Genomic DNA, 17,024 nt, shown 5'->3' with positions numbered 1-17,024 from the left:
GAAGGAAGATGGAAATGCTGGGAAAACAGATGCTGGCAGCAGATTACGGAGCCTCCGGCGGCAGAGTGATGCTGGGCAGCTTTGACGGTGAAAAAATCTCTCTTGGGGAGATGCACCGTTTTGCCAATGAGCCTGTGATCTTAAACGGAAAAGACAGAAGTACCATGTACTGGGATTTCCTACGATTGTTTCATGAGCTTAAGACCGGAATCACAAGGGCAGGGATCATGCAGGGCAGGTCAGGGGCGGATATCAGCAGCATCGGCGTGGACACCTGGGGTGTGGATTACGGACTGCTTGGCAGAGACGGTATGCTTTTATCAAGCCCGGTCCACTACCGGGATTCCAGAACAGAGGGAATGCTGAAAAAGGCTTTCTCACGCATGGACAGGGAAAGACTCTATGAGATCACAGGCAGCCAGTTCATGGAGATCAATACGGCATTTCAGCTTATGGCAGAGCAGGAATACAGAGAAGAGCTTTTGGAGCAGGCAGAGAGTATGCTTTTAATGCCGGATCTGTTCTCCTATTTTCTGTCAGGGGAAATGGGAAGTGAGTATACCATTGCGTCAACCACCCAGATGCTGGATGCTGTCAAAAAGGACTGGTCCGGGGAGGTGCTGGAAGGTCTGGGACTTCCTTCCCGGATATTAAAACCCGTGCTCATGCCGGGAACACGGCTGGGAAGTCTGAGAGATGAAATATGCCGGGAGCTGGGCATTGGTCCTATGGATGTCATAGCAGTGGCAGGACATGATACGCAGAGTGCCATGGCAGCTGTGCCGGCAGAAACGGATGATTTTCTGTTCTTAAGCTGCGGTACCTGGTCGCTGTTTGGAACAGAGCTTGACGTGCCTCAGATTGACGGGAGATCATTTGCCTGCAATATGACAAATGAAGGCGGATGCGGCGGCAAGACATCTTTCTTGAAAAACATCATCGGTCTCTGGCTGATCCAGGAGAGCAGAAGACAGTGGATGCGCGAGGGCTGCGAGTACAGTTTCGGGCATCTGGAATCCATGGCCCGAGACGCGGCGCCCTTTGTCTCCTTTATAGACCCGGACGCGCCGGAGTTCGTGCCTTCGGGAAATATCCCGCGCCGTATCCGGGAGTTCTGCAGACGTACAGGGCAGAAGGTTCCGGAGCGTGTGGGTGAGGTGGTGCGCTGCATTGACGAAAGTCTCGCTCTGAAATACAGGATGGTGCTGGATGAGATCTGCGCGTGTACGGGCAGGTCATATCAGGCGGTCCATCTGGTTGGCGGCGGGGCCCAGAGTGCCCTTCTGTGCCAGATGACCGCAAATGCCTGCGGCATTCCCGTGATCGCAGGGCCTGTGGAGGCAACTGTCTACGGAAACCTGGCCATGCAGCTTGTGGCGGCAGGGGAAGTAAAGGATTTGAAAGAGGTTCGCAGCATCATCCGGAATTCAGAAAATATGAAAGTGTATGAGCCGCAGGATGCAGAACTGTGGCAGGAAGCTTACGGACAGTACAGAGCATTTGTCCGGTGACACAAATATGGAGGAAATGAAATGGAATTAAGTTATATGGAGCTCAGGGAACAGATTTGCGATGTGTGCCATAAAATGTGGCAGAAGGGCTGGGTGGCAGCAAACGACGGAAATGTTTCCGTGAAACTGGAGGACGGGACATTTCTGGCAACCCCCACGGGAATGAGCAAAAGCTTTATCACCCCGGAAAAGCTGGTGCACATTGACGGAGACGGAAATATTCTGGAAGCAGAGGAAGGGTGCCGCCCTTCTTCAGAGATCAAGATGCATCTGCGCTGCTATCAGGAACGGGAGGATGTGGGGGCTGTCCTCCATGCACATCCGCCGGTGGCCACAGGATTTGCAGTGGCAAATAAGCCTCTGGATGAGTATTCCATGATAGAGACCGTGATCGCTCTCGGCTCTGTGCCGGTGACTCCATATGGGACACCCTCCACTTACGAGGTGCCGGAGGCTATTGCTCCTTATCTGGGAGAGCACGACGCTGTGCTTCTGCAGAACCATGGGGCTTTGACGGTTGGAGCGGATGTGATCACCGCGTATTACCGGATGGAGACCCTGGAGCTTTTCGCGCAGATCAGTCTGAATGCCCATCTGCTCGGCGGGGCAAAGGAAATTTCCCGGGAAAATATCGACAGGCTGATTTCTATGCGGAAGGGATACGGTGTGACGGGAAGGCATCCCGGATATAAGAAGTATTCCGAAGAGGACAGATAGGCCGGTAAACAGCGGTTAGAGGCGCGCCTCATATGGTGCCGGGAATTATGCCGGGAGCAGATGGGGCGTGTTTTGTTTTGGGCAGTGAAAAATATATGTGAAGGATAAAAGGTGAATGAGATGTTAAAAGGAATTCCGAAAATTATATCGCCGGAGCTTTTAAAAGTGCTGGCGGAGATGGGGCACAGTGACAGGATCGTGATCGCAGACGGGAATTTTCCTGCGGAGAGTATGGGAAAGGACTGTATCGTTATAAGAATGGACGGACACGGAGTGCCGGAGGTGCTGGACGCAGTGCTCAGTCTGATTCCGCTTGACGGGTATGTGGAGCATCCAATGAGTCTTATGGAGGTTATGCCCGGAGATGATGCCAAGACGCCTATTTGGGATACTTACAGGAAAATCGTGAGGAAGTATGAAGAACGGGGGGACAAAGTGATCCGGAATGTGGAAAGGTTTGCTTTCTATGAGGAAGCCAGGAAGGCGTATGCGATCGTGGCGACAGGGGAAGGGGCGGTCTACGCCAATGTGATGCTGCAAAAGGGAGTAATCTAGGATTTGGGCCGACAATATGTGATGATTGCTTATTGAGAATGTGCAAAAAGTATGCTATACTTTGAAAATGGAACAACCGTGTTGCAGGGTGGCGTTGGCCTTCATTCTACATAGAATGGAGGTGATGTCTATGAAACATTTCGACTTTAAAGACCTAATGGCCTTTGGAATGTTTATTTTAGCGTTGCTGACATTCATTTATTTGATTTGTCACTAACTTAAAATAGAAAAACCACCCGAAAACTTGACCAGTCACAGGGTGGTTTTTCTATTCTGATTACAGGCCAACCCAACTTGTGGGCGGTTGTTCCTCTTCATGTCTATATCATAGCAGATTTCATCAATTTATTCAAGAATATTTTCCAAACTACATTATAACTTTTGTTAAAAATTGAACTGGTCTTCCCAGGGGAAGTCAGCGGATTCCTCCTGGCTTATGGGCCAGTGGCTGCACCAGGCGGGGACGGCTGGGGATTCTATGCGGTCCATGCTGGGGGTGTAGGGCTTGATATCCAGGACAGGGGTGTTGTCGTTGGCATCCATGTAGGCAATATGGATGACGCCGTTTTCGTAGTCAATGTATGTGACAGGCGCTGTCGTGAGGGCTATGGGGTTTGGACGGATGGGGGACCTTGTGGCGAAGATGCCCATGACGGCAGGGGCATTTTTGTAGGGCTGTTCTGTTTCCAGTACGGCCCGGGCCTCTTTGGTGTCAAAGTCGCTGAACCACCAGAGTACCTGTAGGTGGCTGAAGCCGTCTAAGGCCTGCAGAGCCGGGATGTATTCCGGGCTGAGGGTTATAAACATGTCCTCTCCGTTGTTGTGGATGGTTCCGATGGGATGTAACTGGTATGTTATCATAATGTGTTCCTCCATATAATTTATTTGTAAGGTCAATGTAGACCCTGACACGGTGTGAGAGTCAAGCTGCTTTTTATATGGAGGCCGGAGTGATTGCTCAGGCACTCTCTAAGGGTATCTGTATCTCTGTCAGATAGTTTTTGGGGTCCTCTTCGTTCCATGGGCCGCGGTGGACGATCTGTCTGCTTTGCCCTGCCATTTGGAAGCGGACGTTTTTCTGCAGCCAGTCCGCAAAGGAGAGGTAGGCGCCGGCGATGTTGGAAAACGGGCCGTAAACCATTGTACACGCCATGGAAGGGACTGGTTCTGTAAGGCGGAAAACGAAATCTTCCGTACTCTTGCCGGGCTTTTTTACTGGTGCACATATTTCCACGTCCACGTCGGTCTCTTTGTATTCCCTGTCGTGGTAAATGGAAAAGGTGTCAGAGGAAACCTGTATCCGGTTTTTCTGTGCGAAGCGGGACATTTCCTTCCACAGAAGGCCTTCGGCATAGTAATCCGGCAGGACTCGTCTGAGGGAGAGGACCTGGCAGGCGGGGATGGATTTTATGAAGACCTGATACTGCATTTCATTTTTTCCGTGCAGGATATCTTTTTTGATCAGTTCGATCTTTTGAAGTTTGTCCTGTTCTGACTGAATGGTTTCCCGGATTTCCCTGTATTTCCGATCCAGTTGTTCCAGGAGGGAAGTCTCATTTTCTGCTGCAAGAGCAGCGGCAATCTCCGAGACCTGGAAACCGCTGTCGCGCAGATAAATGATCTTATTCAGGGTGGGAATCTGGTCGGCAGAGTACATACGGTAGCCGGTCCAGGGGTCTGTGCTGGCCGGTTTCAGAAGGCCGGCTTCGTCGTAATAGCGCAGCATCCGGATGGATACCTGCGTCAGTTTTGAAAATTCTCCTATTTTAAACATTTTTTCACCTGTTGTCTACAATTCTATGGTAAGGCCCACGCCGACCTCTTCGATGTCTATATATTTCAGCATTTCGGCTTTAGCCTTAAGGGAAACACAGTGGCAGGGATACAGGATATCCGGGGACAGAGCCTTCAGATATTCAATGGTACGGGCAAGCCGTGTGTCTGTATCAAAGAGATGGAATCCGCCTATGATGCCTGCAACCCTCTGTTCCCGGCAGACACTGCGTGCATAGTCCGTGATATTGCAGATTCCGCTGTGAGAGCAGCCGGTGACGATGAAAAGCCCTTTGTCTGTCCTGCATACCAAGGCGGAATCATCCGGGCAGAGATCCTCTGTTTCCTGACCGTTTGCTGTGGCTGTACCGATGGGGCTGCGTTTTTCAAAGTCATGCAGATCGGGTATCCGGCCGAGAAAAAGGCAGTTTTCGGAGAGGAAAACGGGTGATTCGGCAGGCTCAAATCGGAAGTTTTCAGTGATCTCTTCCAAAGAATAGGGGGAGCCTATGTATTCATTTTCGTAGTATTTTGGTTGGAAACACAGGGGATGTGCGATAAGCCGGATATCCGGCAGATCATAGTGATGCCGCAGATATTTTAATCCTCTGCTGTGGTCATTGTGGCCGTGGGAGAGAACAATATGCGTGAGGGAATCTAAGTCAATGCCCATGGAGCACGCATTTTTAATAAAAATATCCGAATACCCGGTGTCAAAGAGAATTTTTATATCATCGGTTTCGATGTAGTAGCTGACTGCCGGTTCCCCTGCATAATATTGGTCGATATACGTGTTGTTGTCCACTAGAACGGTTAATTTCATATGAAACCTCCTGGTTTACTTTTGTATATCATACGCATTTTATGAAAAGTATGCAAGGGAAAATGCAGCAGTGAGAAGAATGGTCAGTCTAGAGCCTGTTTGAAAATTCATTCCGACAATCTGCACGCCCCACTTTGCGGGATATTTGCCCCCAATTCAGTCAGCGTAGCCCGCTACGCCTCCTTCATCGGGGTCAAATCTCCCACAAACTGTGACGCACAGCTTGCCGAAAGCAATTTTCAAACACGCTCTAGCATGATTTCCTTTAAAGAAATGTTTTTGATCCGCACAGAATAACAAAGCATCATACACTCATATACCACAGCAAAGGAGAGCAGAGTGATAAAAAGCGCCTGCCAGTTAAAGGTGTAATCGGGAACTTCAGGCACATCCTTAAAAATAATGGAAACCATGCCTTTCACCAGCCCGTACTGATACGCGGTGCCGATGGCAAATCCTGTGTAAGCCACAGGTCTGTACCCGTCCAGAATGGCTTTTCTGCAGTCTTTCTGCGAATACCCAAATACCCGCATCATGGCAATGGTCTTGGTATTGGAGTCAACAACGGTTGTGACAGACAGAAGAAGTGTGGTAAAAGAAAGCACAATCCCGATCACAAATATGATCGCCGTGAACATAGGGCTTGCCAGTTCATCCATACCGAAAGTCATCTGCATCATAGAAGAATAACAAAAAGAAGCAAATCCAATGAAAAACACAAGTGAGATACGGCTTCTGGCCGTGCTCTGCCTTAAATCCTGCAGAAAGGAAAGATTCTTTCTGCCGCTTTTTTTCTGCCGTCTTATCTTGAAGATCCCGCCCTGTTTCCCGCTGAGAAGTGTCAGCACAGGGCTTCCCAGCTTTCGGCATCCGTAAAGGACAGCGAGAGCGGAAAAGAATGCAGCAGGAATCAGAACCAGGCAGACAAGCAGTGAGAAATGAAACTGTACGGCAATATCCGGCAGGATATTCTCTTCATTCATCACCCTGTAAAATCTGGGCATCAAGAGAAAAGCTCCCCCGAATCCAACACCGGTTCCAAACTGCACACTGAACCCAAACACCCAGAACCCGCGTGCGATCTTAAAATCAGAATACCCCAGAGCTTTTAAAATCCCCAGTTCTTTTCTGTGACTGTCAATATAATGCTTAATATAAAAGAACAGCATGAGCACAGAGGTGAGCAGAAGGCACCCTCCGCTCACGCAGCTTATCATTTTGCCGGAGGAGACCTGAGCCTCATAAAACACAGTGACAGGCCCGGGCGCAATCTCATCCCGTATCCCTGCCATATCCATATTAAAGTTCAAAAACAGGGTACAGACAAACACTGCACAGCAGGATATAATAAAAATTCCGGTAAATTTAGCGGCATCCTTGAGTCCTACTACCATACCATCACCATCCTATCTCATAAGCTGTTTTCTGTGTGTCATTTCTGTACAGATCCCTGATCTTACCGCTGTTCATAAGAATGACCTTGTGGGCCATCTGCGCAATATTCTGATTATGCGTAACCATCACAACCGTAAAATGATACATTTTCTGCAGCCTGCAGATATAGTCAAGCACCAGCCTTCCGGTAGCCTCATCAAGAGCGCCTGTCGGCTCATCCAGAAACAGCACCCTGGGCTTTTTCGCCAGTGCCCTTGCCACGGAGACACGCTGCTGTTCCCCGCCGCTCAGCTCCCCGGGCAGCTTTTCCAGTTTATCTCCAAGCCCCACAGCCTCGATCACCTCCCGGTAATCCTTATTACCGGACAGGTCTGCCCCCATTTTCACATTCTTATCCACATTCATATGAGGCAGCAGGTAATACTGCTGGAAAATAAACCCCACCTGTTCCCTCCGAAACCGTGTCAGTTCACTTTCACTGAGCCCGGTGATCTTTTTCTCCTCATAATAGACATCCCCCTGATCCGGCGTCTCCAATCCCGACAAAACATTCAGCAGCGTAGACTTCCCGGACCCGGAAGCCCCTAAAATAACGGCAAACTCCCCGTCCTCAATATCCAGGGAAATCCCCCGAAGCACCGGAAACGGATTATCGGCACTCCCATAAGACTTAAAAAGATCACAAGCTCTGATCATGCCGTTCACCTGCCTTTATATTTTTCAATACTCCTGTAAAAACCTCAGTCATCATTTCCTCAGTCTCCTTCTCCTCAAAACTGCACACATTGGTAGCGCAGAGAGCAGCGATCCCATGAGTATAGACCCACAAATGCCGGTACAAAGTCCACGCATCCTCATCACTCAGTCCATACTGCTCCCGAACCGACTGCAGAATCTCCTCATGGTTATCATCAATAGCGAAGAGCACATCCTTCACATCAGGCATTTCCTCCCTCTCCGTCATAAACAAAAGCCGAAAAAGCTGAGGTTCCCTTTGTGCAAACCGGATATACTCCATCCCCACACTCCGGAAAGCCATATCCTGCTCAAGCCCCCGCTTCACACTCCTGTTATAAACCTCCCTGGCAGCCTTCACAATCTCCGCCTGCACCTCTTCCATATTTTGAAACACCGTAAACACCGGCCTTGCAGAACTCCCCAGCTCCGCCCCCAATTCCCTGGCCGTAACACCCCCCATCCCCCGTCTCCGAACAATCCTCAACCCCGCATCCACAATCTCTTCCCTCGTAAACTTAGCCCTAGGCGGCATCCCAAACCTCTCCATTCTCATAATATACACATAGATATTCAGCAAAATATAATTTGAATCATCTGATTTAAAACATGCGATTTAAAACACTTGCTTCCATAATACCACATCCACCCCCAATGTCAATCCGCAAATCCTCAATTAATCTAAAAACTGCTCTGTTTACTCTTACATCCGCACTTCACCGTCAGGGACCATCAGAGGGCCTCTGCCCTCCCGCCCCCGGCCCTCTGATGGTCCCGTCCGTGAGCCACAATCGAAGCCACAACCCCATTGCATCCCCCCAAAAAAAATGCTAAACTAAGAACAAACGTTCCTATAAACAAAAAAATCACCCCAGGAGTCAAAACCATGCAAATAGAAAACCTCATCACCTACCAAAAAACAACCCCTTCCATCCCCCCGCAGTACGCCCCCTACCCCCAGACCCTGTCAGAGGAAATCCGCACCCACCTGGCCACCCACGGCATCCCCAGCCTCTACACCCACCAGGCCGAAATGTTCATCCAGGCCACCCGGGGCAAAAACATCGTCATCACAACCTCCACCGCCAGTGGCAAAACCCTGGGTTTCCTCCTCCCGGTCGTACAGGAAATCCTCTCCAATCCTCAGTCAAGAGCCATTTTCCTCTACCCCACAAAAGCCCTGGCAAGCGACCAGTACCGTGCCATCCGCCCCTGGATCGAGACATTTGGAGAACACAGACTGTCGGCAGGGGTGTACGACGGTGATACGCCGCCCACGGAGCGCAGCCGTATCAGGAAGAATGCCAACATTATCCTGACCAACCCGGAAATGCTCAACAGCGCTTTTCTCCCAAACCACAGCAAAGCCGGCTTTGACTTCATATTCTCCAACTTAAAATACATTGTCATAGATGAACTCCACACCTACCGCGGCGCCTTTGGCTCCCATCTTGCCAATGTGTTCCGCCGTCTTTCCAGAATCTGCAGATACTATCACGCATCACCCAGGTTCCTCTGCAGTTCCGCTACCATAGCAAACCCCGTGGAACTTGCCCGGGCAGTGTGCCAGAGAGAATTCATCCGCATTGACAGGGACGGTTCTCCGGCACCTGAAAAGCGGTATTTCTTTCTCCAGCCGCCAAAGATTTACGGAAAAGACAACCAATACTACGGCCAGGTACAGAGTACCGCTGTGGCAGCAGCCATGACGGCACAGCTTGCCGAGGAGGGACAGAGCTTTCTCACCTTTGCAAAATCCCGCAGAAATGTGGAGGTCATCTTAAAAGAAGCCCGGGACATGCTGGACGGGGAGGACATATCCGGTACAGGGCCTGCTGATCGGATCTCCGGCTACCGGGGAGGCTATACCCCAAAGGAGCGAAAAGAGATTGAGCGCAAAATGACCACAGGCGAGCTATGCGGCCTGATTTCCACCAACGCTCTGGAGCTGGGCATTGATATCGGCAAGATAGACACAACCGTACTCGCCGGATACCCGGGAACCAGGGCTTCCTTCTGGCAGCAGACCGGCAGGGCCGGAAGGAGCGGCAGGGCATGTTCCAACTATTTGATCCTGGATAACCTGCCCTTTGACCAGTACATTTCCATTAATCCGGACTGGCTGTTCGACGGGGAGAGCGAAAGTGCAGTGGTGGACCGGGACAACCTGCTGATTGAGCTTGCCCACATCCGGGCAGCGGCGGCGGAGCTGCCTCTCACCCTTGATGATATCGCTGTCTTTCCCGATTTGGGTGAGACGATCCCGGTGCTGCTGAGAGTCAAAGAGCTGAGCGCCCAGGACGGCAGATTTTCCTGGTGCGGAGACACCTTTCCGGCAGGAGATTTCAGCCTGAGGAATATCGATAAAGTCAGATATAAACTGGTGGACCAGGAAAATGCCAGAGTCATAACAGAGATGGATGAGATGCAGGCGTTCCGTGAAATCCATGAGGGCGCTGTGTACATGCACGGAGGTGCCCAGTATGAAGTGGTCCGCATGGATCAGGAGACAAAGACCTCCTACGCGGTTCCTTTCCATGGAAATTATTACACTATGCCGGGCAGCAGCACCACCATCCGAGTCATACACGGAAATGCGGAAAAGGAATACAAAAGGACAAAAGTTTTTTTCGGCGATGTAAATGTAAAAGAATCTGTCTACATGTATAAAAAGCTGCAGTTTCACAACCACCAGAACCTGGGTTACGGGCAGCTTACACGTCCTTTGTCAAAAGATTTTGACACGGAGAGTACCTGGATCACCATTCCTAAAAACGTTGTGCAGGTGTACCGGAGTCTTATAAGGGAATCGGGAAACGGACAGATTTTAAGAAATAACCATTTTGACGGTATCTGCTATGCCATCAGAAACGCGGCCCGCATGGCGACCATGACAGAACAGGAGGACATAGGTGTCACTATGTCCGGCAATGCACTGGATCTGGGCGCAGGGCTTCAGGAGGAAGTGTGCCTGTACATTTTTGACGAGTATGTGGGCGGTCTGGGCTACGCGGAGAAAGCCTATGAATTGATGTCGAAGATCATAGAACATGCCATGGAAATGGTGGGAGGCTGCAAATGTAAGGATGGCTGCGCTGCCTGTGTGGGAGATTACCGTCTGGATAAAAAGATTGTCTATTGGGGCCTGGAAAACCTGCTTTTAGAGCTGGATTCTCCTATGGGCATGAAACTGCCGGAACATACACCTTCCACTTATATGCAGAAGCCCTTTTCCTTTGAGGAACTGCCCCGTAAATGGAAGGAGTTCTGCGTCTTTTTAGGCCGGAAAGGGGAAACCATGGCTGCGTTTTTCAATACCGTGGAGCAGGTAAGCATTGAGGGAGACACCCTGTTTCTTCCCACGTCCAGTACTTTTTACCAGGCCTGGATTCTGGAACCGTCTAACAGGTTAAGCCTGAAAAACATCATTTCCTTCTATACGGATGCACCCCCGTCCCTGCGCCTGGAGGTGCGTCTGGCGGAAGGAACAGAAAACAGGAAAGATACAGAAGAAAAAATCAGGCGAAGGTATTCCCATCTAAATGATACCAAATAAAAATTGTTTTGCGATGGGGCGAATACTCCCCAGTCAAAATGCAGTAACAAACAGCAGGACAACAGTTCAGTGATTTGAACCGTACAGCTGCGGGCGAGGATGAAAATATGGAATTATACAATGAAAAAGAGCTGGACAGACTGAATCCCTATCAGAAAGAGGCAGTTCTGGATGAAAGCCCTGCCTGCATAGTAAATGCAAATGTGGGGAGCGGCAAGACCACAGTGCTGATATCCAAAGTGCAGTATCTCCACCATGTGAAAAAGGTGAATTATGAGGAGATGACGGTCCTCACTTTTACAAATAAAGCCGCAGATGAGATAAAGTCCAGGCTTCTGGCCGCAGAACCGGAGCTGCCTGTGGAAAAGCTCAGAGGATTCGGTACCTTTCACAGCACAGCCCTGTATTATCTGCGGGAATATCTTCCGGTGGAAAAGCTGGGATATACCAGAGATTTTCTGGTCATAGACCCTGAGGAAGAGCTGGAACTGGCACTTGATCTGATCCGGCAGCACAAACTGAAAATAAAATATAAGAACCGCCTGAAGAAAAGACTGGAGTCGGCAATGGCTGTCCGCGGGGAGGAGAAAAAAGTTTCAAAATATCAGGACGATATCTTTGATCTGGTCCGTCTGCTGCGGGAGGAAAAGGCCAGTCAGGACAAAATGACCTTTTTTGACCTGCTGGAAAATGCCAATCTTCTTTTGAGGGAGGAGATTGGAAATTCTCCGTCTCCCAAATGGGTCATTGTAGACGAGGTCCAGGACAGTGACAGCCAGCAGCTTGTTTTCCTTGACCGGCTGGTCAGCAGAGGCGCCAATCTTTTTGCCGTGGGAGATCCCAATCAGGTGATCTATAGCTGGAGGGGCAGTGCGTTTCAAATTTTTTATACCCTGAAACATAAATACCGGGCAAAAGAGTTGACCCTCCCCATCAATTACCGTTCCAGCTCCTCTATCCTGGAGGCTGCCCGATGCTTTCTGCAGAACGGCAGCCCCCTTACAGGCGTGCGGGAGCCGGGGAATAAAATAATCGTGAAACGGCAGTATGATGCTTTTCAGGATGCCTGCTATCTTGCGGGAAGAATAAAAAAGCTGCATAGGGAGGGCACGCCATACGGGGAGATGGCTGTTTTTTACCGCCTGCAGAGCCAGTCCGGAATGTTTGAGGATGTGTTTTCCAGAGAGGGGATTCCCTTTGAGGTCTCATTAAAAAGAACGGTGGGGGATGTGCCTGTGCTTCGGTGGTGCATCCGCCTGCTGCGCTTTTCACTGAATAAAAAAGATACCCCATCCGGCATCTATGTGCTCGCCAGCCGGGAGTACGGGGAGGGAATCAGTGAGAAGAAGGCAAAAGAGATTGTCTGCAACAGTAAGCCGGGAGCCAGTCTTCTGTTTGATAAGATGTGCGGATTCAGCCGAATCTGTGAGGAACTCGGAGATGAGGAAGCACTGTTTTCCTATTTTGAACTGGAGCGGTATCTGAATCCTGTGTCTGCTTCTTACATGGAGGACAGGGATGCCGTGCACAGGCTGTTTCAGATCATGTTTGACTATGTGAAGGAGCAGCAGGAGAACCAGGAGGCGGGAATGCGGGCGTTTATCAATTCCTCCTCTCTCTACGGGCTGGATGTGCTGAGGGAGGAGATCAGCGAAGAGAAAGACAGTGTGAAGCTTATGACACTGCACGCATCAAAGGGGCTGGAGTTTTCTTGTGTGTTTATCACAGGGGTAAATTATGGCCTGATTCCCCTTAAAACCAGAGACATGGATGGAGAAGAGGAAGAACGCAGGCTGTTTTTCGTTGGAATCACCAGGGCAAAAGACAGACTGGAGCTGTCTTATTATACAAATCCCGGTGAGAGGGCCATGCCGGGGGAGAGCCGATACATCCGCATGATTCCGCCGCGCCTTCTGGAAGGGGAGGAAGAGCGGGGACCCGCTGTCAGCCTGCAGGAGCTGAAACGCCAGGTGCAGGAACAGAGAACGCAGGTACAGGAGCGGAGTCTGCAGGAACAGAAGCGAAGTCTGCAGGAACAGGAGCGGAGTCTGCAGGAACAGAAGCGCAGTCTGCAGGAACAGAAGCGGAGTCTGCGGGAACAGGAGCCAGCCCCAACAAAGCGTGTCCGGCATCCCAGATACGGAACAGGTGTGGTTGTGCGGGAGGATGAAACCATGCTGGAGGCAGAATTCGAGGGTTATGGAACGAAAGAATTTATAAAAGCGTTCAGCGAACTGGAATATATATAGAAGAGTGAGGCAGGAATTTTCCGGAAAGGTGGTACCATGATCAAGAGAAATAAAAAATCACCGCTGCGTGCGGAGATGGAGGCTGTCCTGAAAAAGGAGCAGGCATTTCTGAAGAAAAACGCGGAGAAGAAGGCATCTTTTCTGGACCGGACTTTGGAGGAGAAAGTTCCGGCCAGGCTGCAGGAGACGCTGGATAAAGCATTTGAAAAGGCATTCGGCCTTATTTTTGAAAAAGGTACGGATTTTATAGAGAAGACATATTCCAGGGAGAAGATAGAGCACAATTATAAAGTGGACGCCTACGCTGCGGGACTGATGGAGAACAAAAAGACACTGCGCACATTTACGAAAAAAGCGCAGGCTGCAGGGAACAGAAATCTGCTTCTGGCCGGTGTGGAAGGGGTGGGACTCGGTGTCCTGGGAATCGGTCTTCCGGATATCCCGCTTTTTACGGGGATGATACTGAAAAGTATCTATGAGACAGCGCTTCACTACGGATACCCATATGATACGGAGGAGGAAAAGTATTTCATACTTTTGCTTATACAGGGGTCACTGTCCTACGCAGAGACACTGGAACAGATGAACGCCAAAGCAGACAGATATATTCTGGAACCTGTTGTCCCTAAAGGATATGACAGCAGGGAACAGATAAAGGAGACATCCGCTGTTCTTTCCGGAGAGCTTCTGTATATGAAATTCCTGCAGGGGATCCCCGTGGCCGGAGCGATCGGTGGAGCCTATGACTCCATCTATTTAAGAAGAATACTGGATTATGTGAAAATAAAGTACAGAAAAAGGTTTCTAACAGACAAAGACAAAGCCAATTGACTTGCAGCAGAATACATTCTATACTTAAGAAAAGTGGTTTAGAGATTAACGGAATACTGCCGTCCGGTTGGGAAACTGTGTGGCTGTCTGTGAGAAAGTTTGAGGGCAAATAAATATGCAGAAGAGGATGATGACCATTTTCCTGCTGGTCGTTCTTGTATTGTCGGGACTCCTGTCCCTGTATTCTATGGGGAATCTTCAGGGAAATGCAAGGGTCATCAATTACACCGGAGTTGTTCGCGGAGCAACCCAGAGACTTGTTAAAGAAGAATTGGAGGGACGCCGGGATGATGCCCTGATTTCAAAACTGGACGGCATCATAGAGGAACTGCGCACAGGAGAAGGCGAGAACAGGCTGGTCAGGCTGAAGGACGATGAGTACCAGGAAATGGTGGCGCTCATGCAGGAACGCTGGGAAGAGATGAAGCAGGAAATCCGGAAGGTGCGGGAGGGCGCGGACAGCCAAAGGCTTTATAATCTGAGCGAAGATTTTTTTGAACTGGCAGATGAGAGTGTGGGTACTGCGGAGCAGTACGCGGAGCGCTATGTCCGTATGGCACAGATTTGCTTTGCTGCGCTGACTTTGATATGTACGGCTGCGGCGATTCTGCTGGCTGTCTATATGAGAAAGCAGGAACAGCGGCGCAGAGAAGTGGAAATGATGGAAAACGCCAATCTGGAAAAGAGCCGTAAGCTCTCCAGAATGACGCAGGACCTGCAGGCTCCCATGAACGAAATATCGGAGCTCCTATACGTCTCAGATATGGATACATATGAGCTGTTATTTATCAACGACGCAGGAAAACGAAGCTTTCATTTGGACGATATTGAGGGGAAGATCTGTTACCGTGTCCTTCAGGGAAGAGATAGTCCCTGTCCATTCTGTACCAACAGATTTTTAAAGAGCGGGGAGAACTATACCTGGGAGATTACCAATCCCATTACAGGCCGCCATTATCTTCTGAAAGACCGCCTGATCGAGTGGGAAGGAAGACGGGCACGGCTGGAGCTGGCCTTTGACACCACTGATGCGGAGCAGGAGAAAGAAAAACTGAAATACGCTCTGAGCTCAGAGCAGATGGTGATGGAGTGTGTCAGGACACTGTACTGTAAAAAAGATATGAAAGAGGCAGTGGGAGATGTACTGCGGGAAATCGGAACGTTTTTAAAGGCAGAGAGAACCTATATGTTTAATCTGCGTGAGGGATTTCTGCACAATGACTATGAATGGTGTGCCGAAAACGCGGGTTCCCGGCATGAGGCTCTGAAGGATATATCCGCTGCACAACTGGAAGAGTGGCGCAGGGTTCTGAATCAAAAAGGCTGTATTGTCATGAAAGACGCGGAAGAGTTCATGACAATATTTCAGGGAAGTGAAGCGATTGCCAGAGAACGGAATATCCGCAATGTGGCAATCTCCACTTTGGAGATAGATGATGTGCTGATGGGCTGTCTGGGGGTGGACAATCTTCCGGAGGACCGTCTGATGAACATTGGTTCTATCCTTCAGACTATCTGCTACTTTATCCTGCTTGCCTACCGGAGGGCAGAGGATGAGCAGCAGTTAGCCCATCTCAGTTACTACGATACTCTGACCTCCTTTTATAACAGAAACCGTTATATTGAGGACATGCAGAGGATGACCGGCAAAGAGGGAAGCGTGGGCATCGTTTATCTGGATGTCAATGGACTTAAGGACATCAATGACCGGTACGGCCATGCCTTTGGGGATAAAATACTCACAGAATGCGCGGAACGCATGAAACAGGTCTTTCAGGAGGGTAGTTTTTATCGTGTGGGAGGCGATGAGTTTGTGATCATCTGCCATGATGTGCCAAAGGAACGATTCTGCCAAAGGGTCAATGAGCTGAGGGCTGCATTTAAGCGGGATGCACTGTGCAAAGCTGCTATCGGCTCCCAGTGGACTGAGAAATTAGTGGATGTGGGACAGGTCGTGGCAAACGCGGATGCGCAGATGTACGAGGACAAAAAGGAATTCTACAGAAATAACCCGGCTTCCAAGAGGTACCGCCATCACAGCGATGAGCTGCTCTATCTGACTGACCCGGAAATCCTCAGGCAGGAAATCAGCAGAAACCAGTTTGTGGTCTATCTGCAGCCGAAGATTTCCTCAGCGGACCGGACGGCAGTGGGAGCGGAGGCACTGATCCGGTACCAGTCAAGAGATGGCTCCCTGGTCCTTCCGGGAAATTTTCTGCCTCTGCTGGAGGAGTCACGGACAGTCAGCCAGATTGATTTCTTTGTGTTTGAATTTATCTGTTCCAAGATTAAGGCATGGAGCAGGGAAGGGAAAAAGGGCTTCCCCGTATCTGTGAATTTTTCAAGGTATTCCCTGACACAGCCGCATTTTATTGAGCATCTTCTTTCCATATGCGATAAATACCGGATATCACCGACATGTCTGGAAATTGAGATTACGGAGACTGTGAGAAGTGGCAATGACATAGATATCTGTGTCCTGATAGAAAGCCTCAGAGAGGCGGGATTCATTGTGACGATTGATGATTTCGGCACGGAATATGCCAATCTGGCCCTTTTATCCGCAGTGGAGTTCGACGTTTTGAAGCTGGATAAAAGCATGGTAGACGATGTGGTGAGTAATCCCAAGGCCCAGGCTATTGTCAGCTCCATTGTGGATATGGGGCAAAAGATGGGCATTCAGATCGTGGCGGAGGGAATTGAGACGGAGGAACAGCTTGAGGTTCTCCGGACCTGCGGTGTGGAGCTGGCCCAGGGATTTCTGTTCAGCAAACCCATTTCTGTGGATGAATACGAGAAACGGTATTTAGATAAATAAAAATAGCTCTGCTGCAAAGAAAGACGGGACACCCTGTTATGGGGTGTCCCGTTCTGAGGTT

13 protein-coding genes and 2 pseudogenes are annotated in these 17,024 nt (G+C 49.8%); 8 read left to right on the top strand and 7 right to left on the bottom strand.

From position 1 onward, the window contains the following. The first annotated feature begins 14 nt into the window (after positions 1-14). From MUB35_RS16675 to MUB35_RS16665, 3 genes are all read left to right on the top strand, one after another. Positions 15-1,511, top strand: a complete 1,497-nt coding sequence (locus MUB35_RS16675) for a rhamnulokinase (protein WP_103732052.1) — start codon at positions 15-17, stop codon at positions 1,509-1,511. Between the two features lie 21 nt (positions 1,512-1,532). Continuing rightward, positions 1,533-2,228: a class II aldolase/adducin family protein gene (locus tag MUB35_RS16670; RefSeq protein WP_033141302.1), complete on the top strand. Its 696-nt coding sequence runs from the start codon at positions 1,533-1,535 to the stop codon at positions 2,226-2,228. 120 nt (positions 2,229-2,348) lie between these two features. Next, a complete protein-coding gene (locus MUB35_RS16665) occupies positions 2,349-2,783 on the top strand; it encodes an RbsD/FucU family protein (RefSeq protein ID WP_033141301.1) in 435 nt (144 codons plus the stop codon). Between the two features lie 384 nt (positions 2,784-3,167). On the opposite strand, the gene MUB35_RS16660 is transcribed toward MUB35_RS16665, so the two are convergent. From MUB35_RS16660 to MUB35_RS30830, 4 genes and pseudogenes are all read right to left on the bottom strand, one after another. Then, positions 3,168-3,644: an SAM-dependent methyltransferase gene (locus tag MUB35_RS16660; protein ID WP_244806519.1), complete on the bottom strand. Its 477-nt coding sequence runs from the start codon at positions 3,642-3,644 to the stop codon at positions 3,168-3,170. A gap of 97 nt (positions 3,645-3,741) precedes the next feature. After that, positions 3,742-4,557, bottom strand: coding sequence for a MerR family transcriptional regulator (locus MUB35_RS16655; RefSeq protein WP_244806518.1), 816 nt, complete (start codon positions 4,555-4,557; stop codon positions 3,742-3,744). A gap of 15 nt (positions 4,558-4,572) precedes the next feature. Next, positions 4,573-5,379: an MBL fold metallo-hydrolase gene (locus tag MUB35_RS16650; RefSeq protein ID WP_227209812.1), complete on the bottom strand. Its 807-nt coding sequence runs from the start codon at positions 5,377-5,379 to the stop codon at positions 4,573-4,575. 39 nt (positions 5,380-5,418) lie between these two features. Next, positions 5,419-5,601 (bottom strand): annotated as a pseudogene (locus MUB35_RS30830) (DUF6783 domain-containing protein). Between MUB35_RS30830 and MUB35_RS30825 the strand changes: the two are divergent. Continuing rightward, positions 5,539-5,676: pseudogene (locus MUB35_RS30825) on the top strand (DUF6783 domain-containing protein); the annotation flags it as partial. The pseudogenes MUB35_RS30830 and MUB35_RS30825 sit on opposite strands and share 63 nt — an antisense overlap. On the opposite strand, the gene MUB35_RS16645 reads toward MUB35_RS30825, so the two are convergent. The 3 genes from MUB35_RS16645 to MUB35_RS16635 are packed head-to-tail and all read right to left on the bottom strand — an operon-like array spanning position 5,619 to position 7,972. Then, a complete protein-coding gene (locus tag MUB35_RS16645; protein ID WP_244806517.1) occupies positions 5,619-6,773 on the bottom strand; it encodes an ABC transporter permease in 1,155 nt (384 codons plus the stop codon). The pseudogene MUB35_RS30825 and the gene MUB35_RS16645 sit on opposite strands and share 58 nt — an antisense overlap. A gap of 4 nt (positions 6,774-6,777) precedes the next feature. After that, on the bottom strand, positions 6,778-7,470 hold the full coding sequence (locus MUB35_RS16640; protein ID WP_033141296.1) for an ABC transporter ATP-binding protein: 693 nt from the start codon (positions 7,468-7,470) through the stop codon (positions 6,778-6,780). Then, positions 7,454-7,972: a TetR-like C-terminal domain-containing protein gene (locus tag MUB35_RS16635; protein ID WP_244806516.1), complete on the bottom strand. Its 519-nt coding sequence runs from the start codon at positions 7,970-7,972 to the stop codon at positions 7,454-7,456. The genes MUB35_RS16640 and MUB35_RS16635 overlap by 17 nt, the downstream gene beginning before the upstream one ends. A gap of 423 nt (positions 7,973-8,395) precedes the next feature. Here MUB35_RS16635 and MUB35_RS16630 point away from each other — a divergent pair, with 423 nt between their 5' ends. The 4 genes from MUB35_RS16630 to MUB35_RS16615 all read left to right on the top strand — a co-directional run bounded on the left by MUB35_RS16630 (position 8,396) and on the right by MUB35_RS16615 (position 16,963). Next, entirely contained in the window at positions 8,396-11,065 is a 2,670-nt protein-coding gene (locus tag MUB35_RS16630) for a DEAD/DEAH box helicase (protein WP_244806515.1), read from the top strand. Positions 11,066-11,172: 107 nt separating this feature from the next. Next, a complete protein-coding gene (locus tag MUB35_RS16625) occupies positions 11,173-13,314 on the top strand; it encodes an ATP-dependent helicase (RefSeq protein WP_244806514.1) in 2,142 nt (713 codons plus the stop codon). A 36-nt stretch (positions 13,315-13,350) separates the two neighbouring features. Then, a complete protein-coding gene (locus MUB35_RS16620; protein WP_244806513.1) occupies positions 13,351-14,145 on the top strand; it encodes an EcsC family protein in 795 nt (264 codons plus the stop codon). Between the two features lie 115 nt (positions 14,146-14,260). After that, positions 14,261-16,963, top strand: a complete 2,703-nt coding sequence (locus MUB35_RS16615) for an EAL domain-containing protein (protein WP_244806512.1) — start codon at positions 14,261-14,263, stop codon at positions 16,961-16,963. The last annotated feature ends 61 nt before the right edge of the window (positions 16,964-17,024 follow it).

It is taken from the genome of Blautia sp. NSJ-175 (assembly GCF_022867815.1).
GTDB lineage: Bacteria > Bacillota > Clostridia > Lachnospirales > Lachnospiraceae > Blautia > Blautia celeris.
This window is presented reverse-complemented; position numbering and strand designations above follow the sequence as displayed.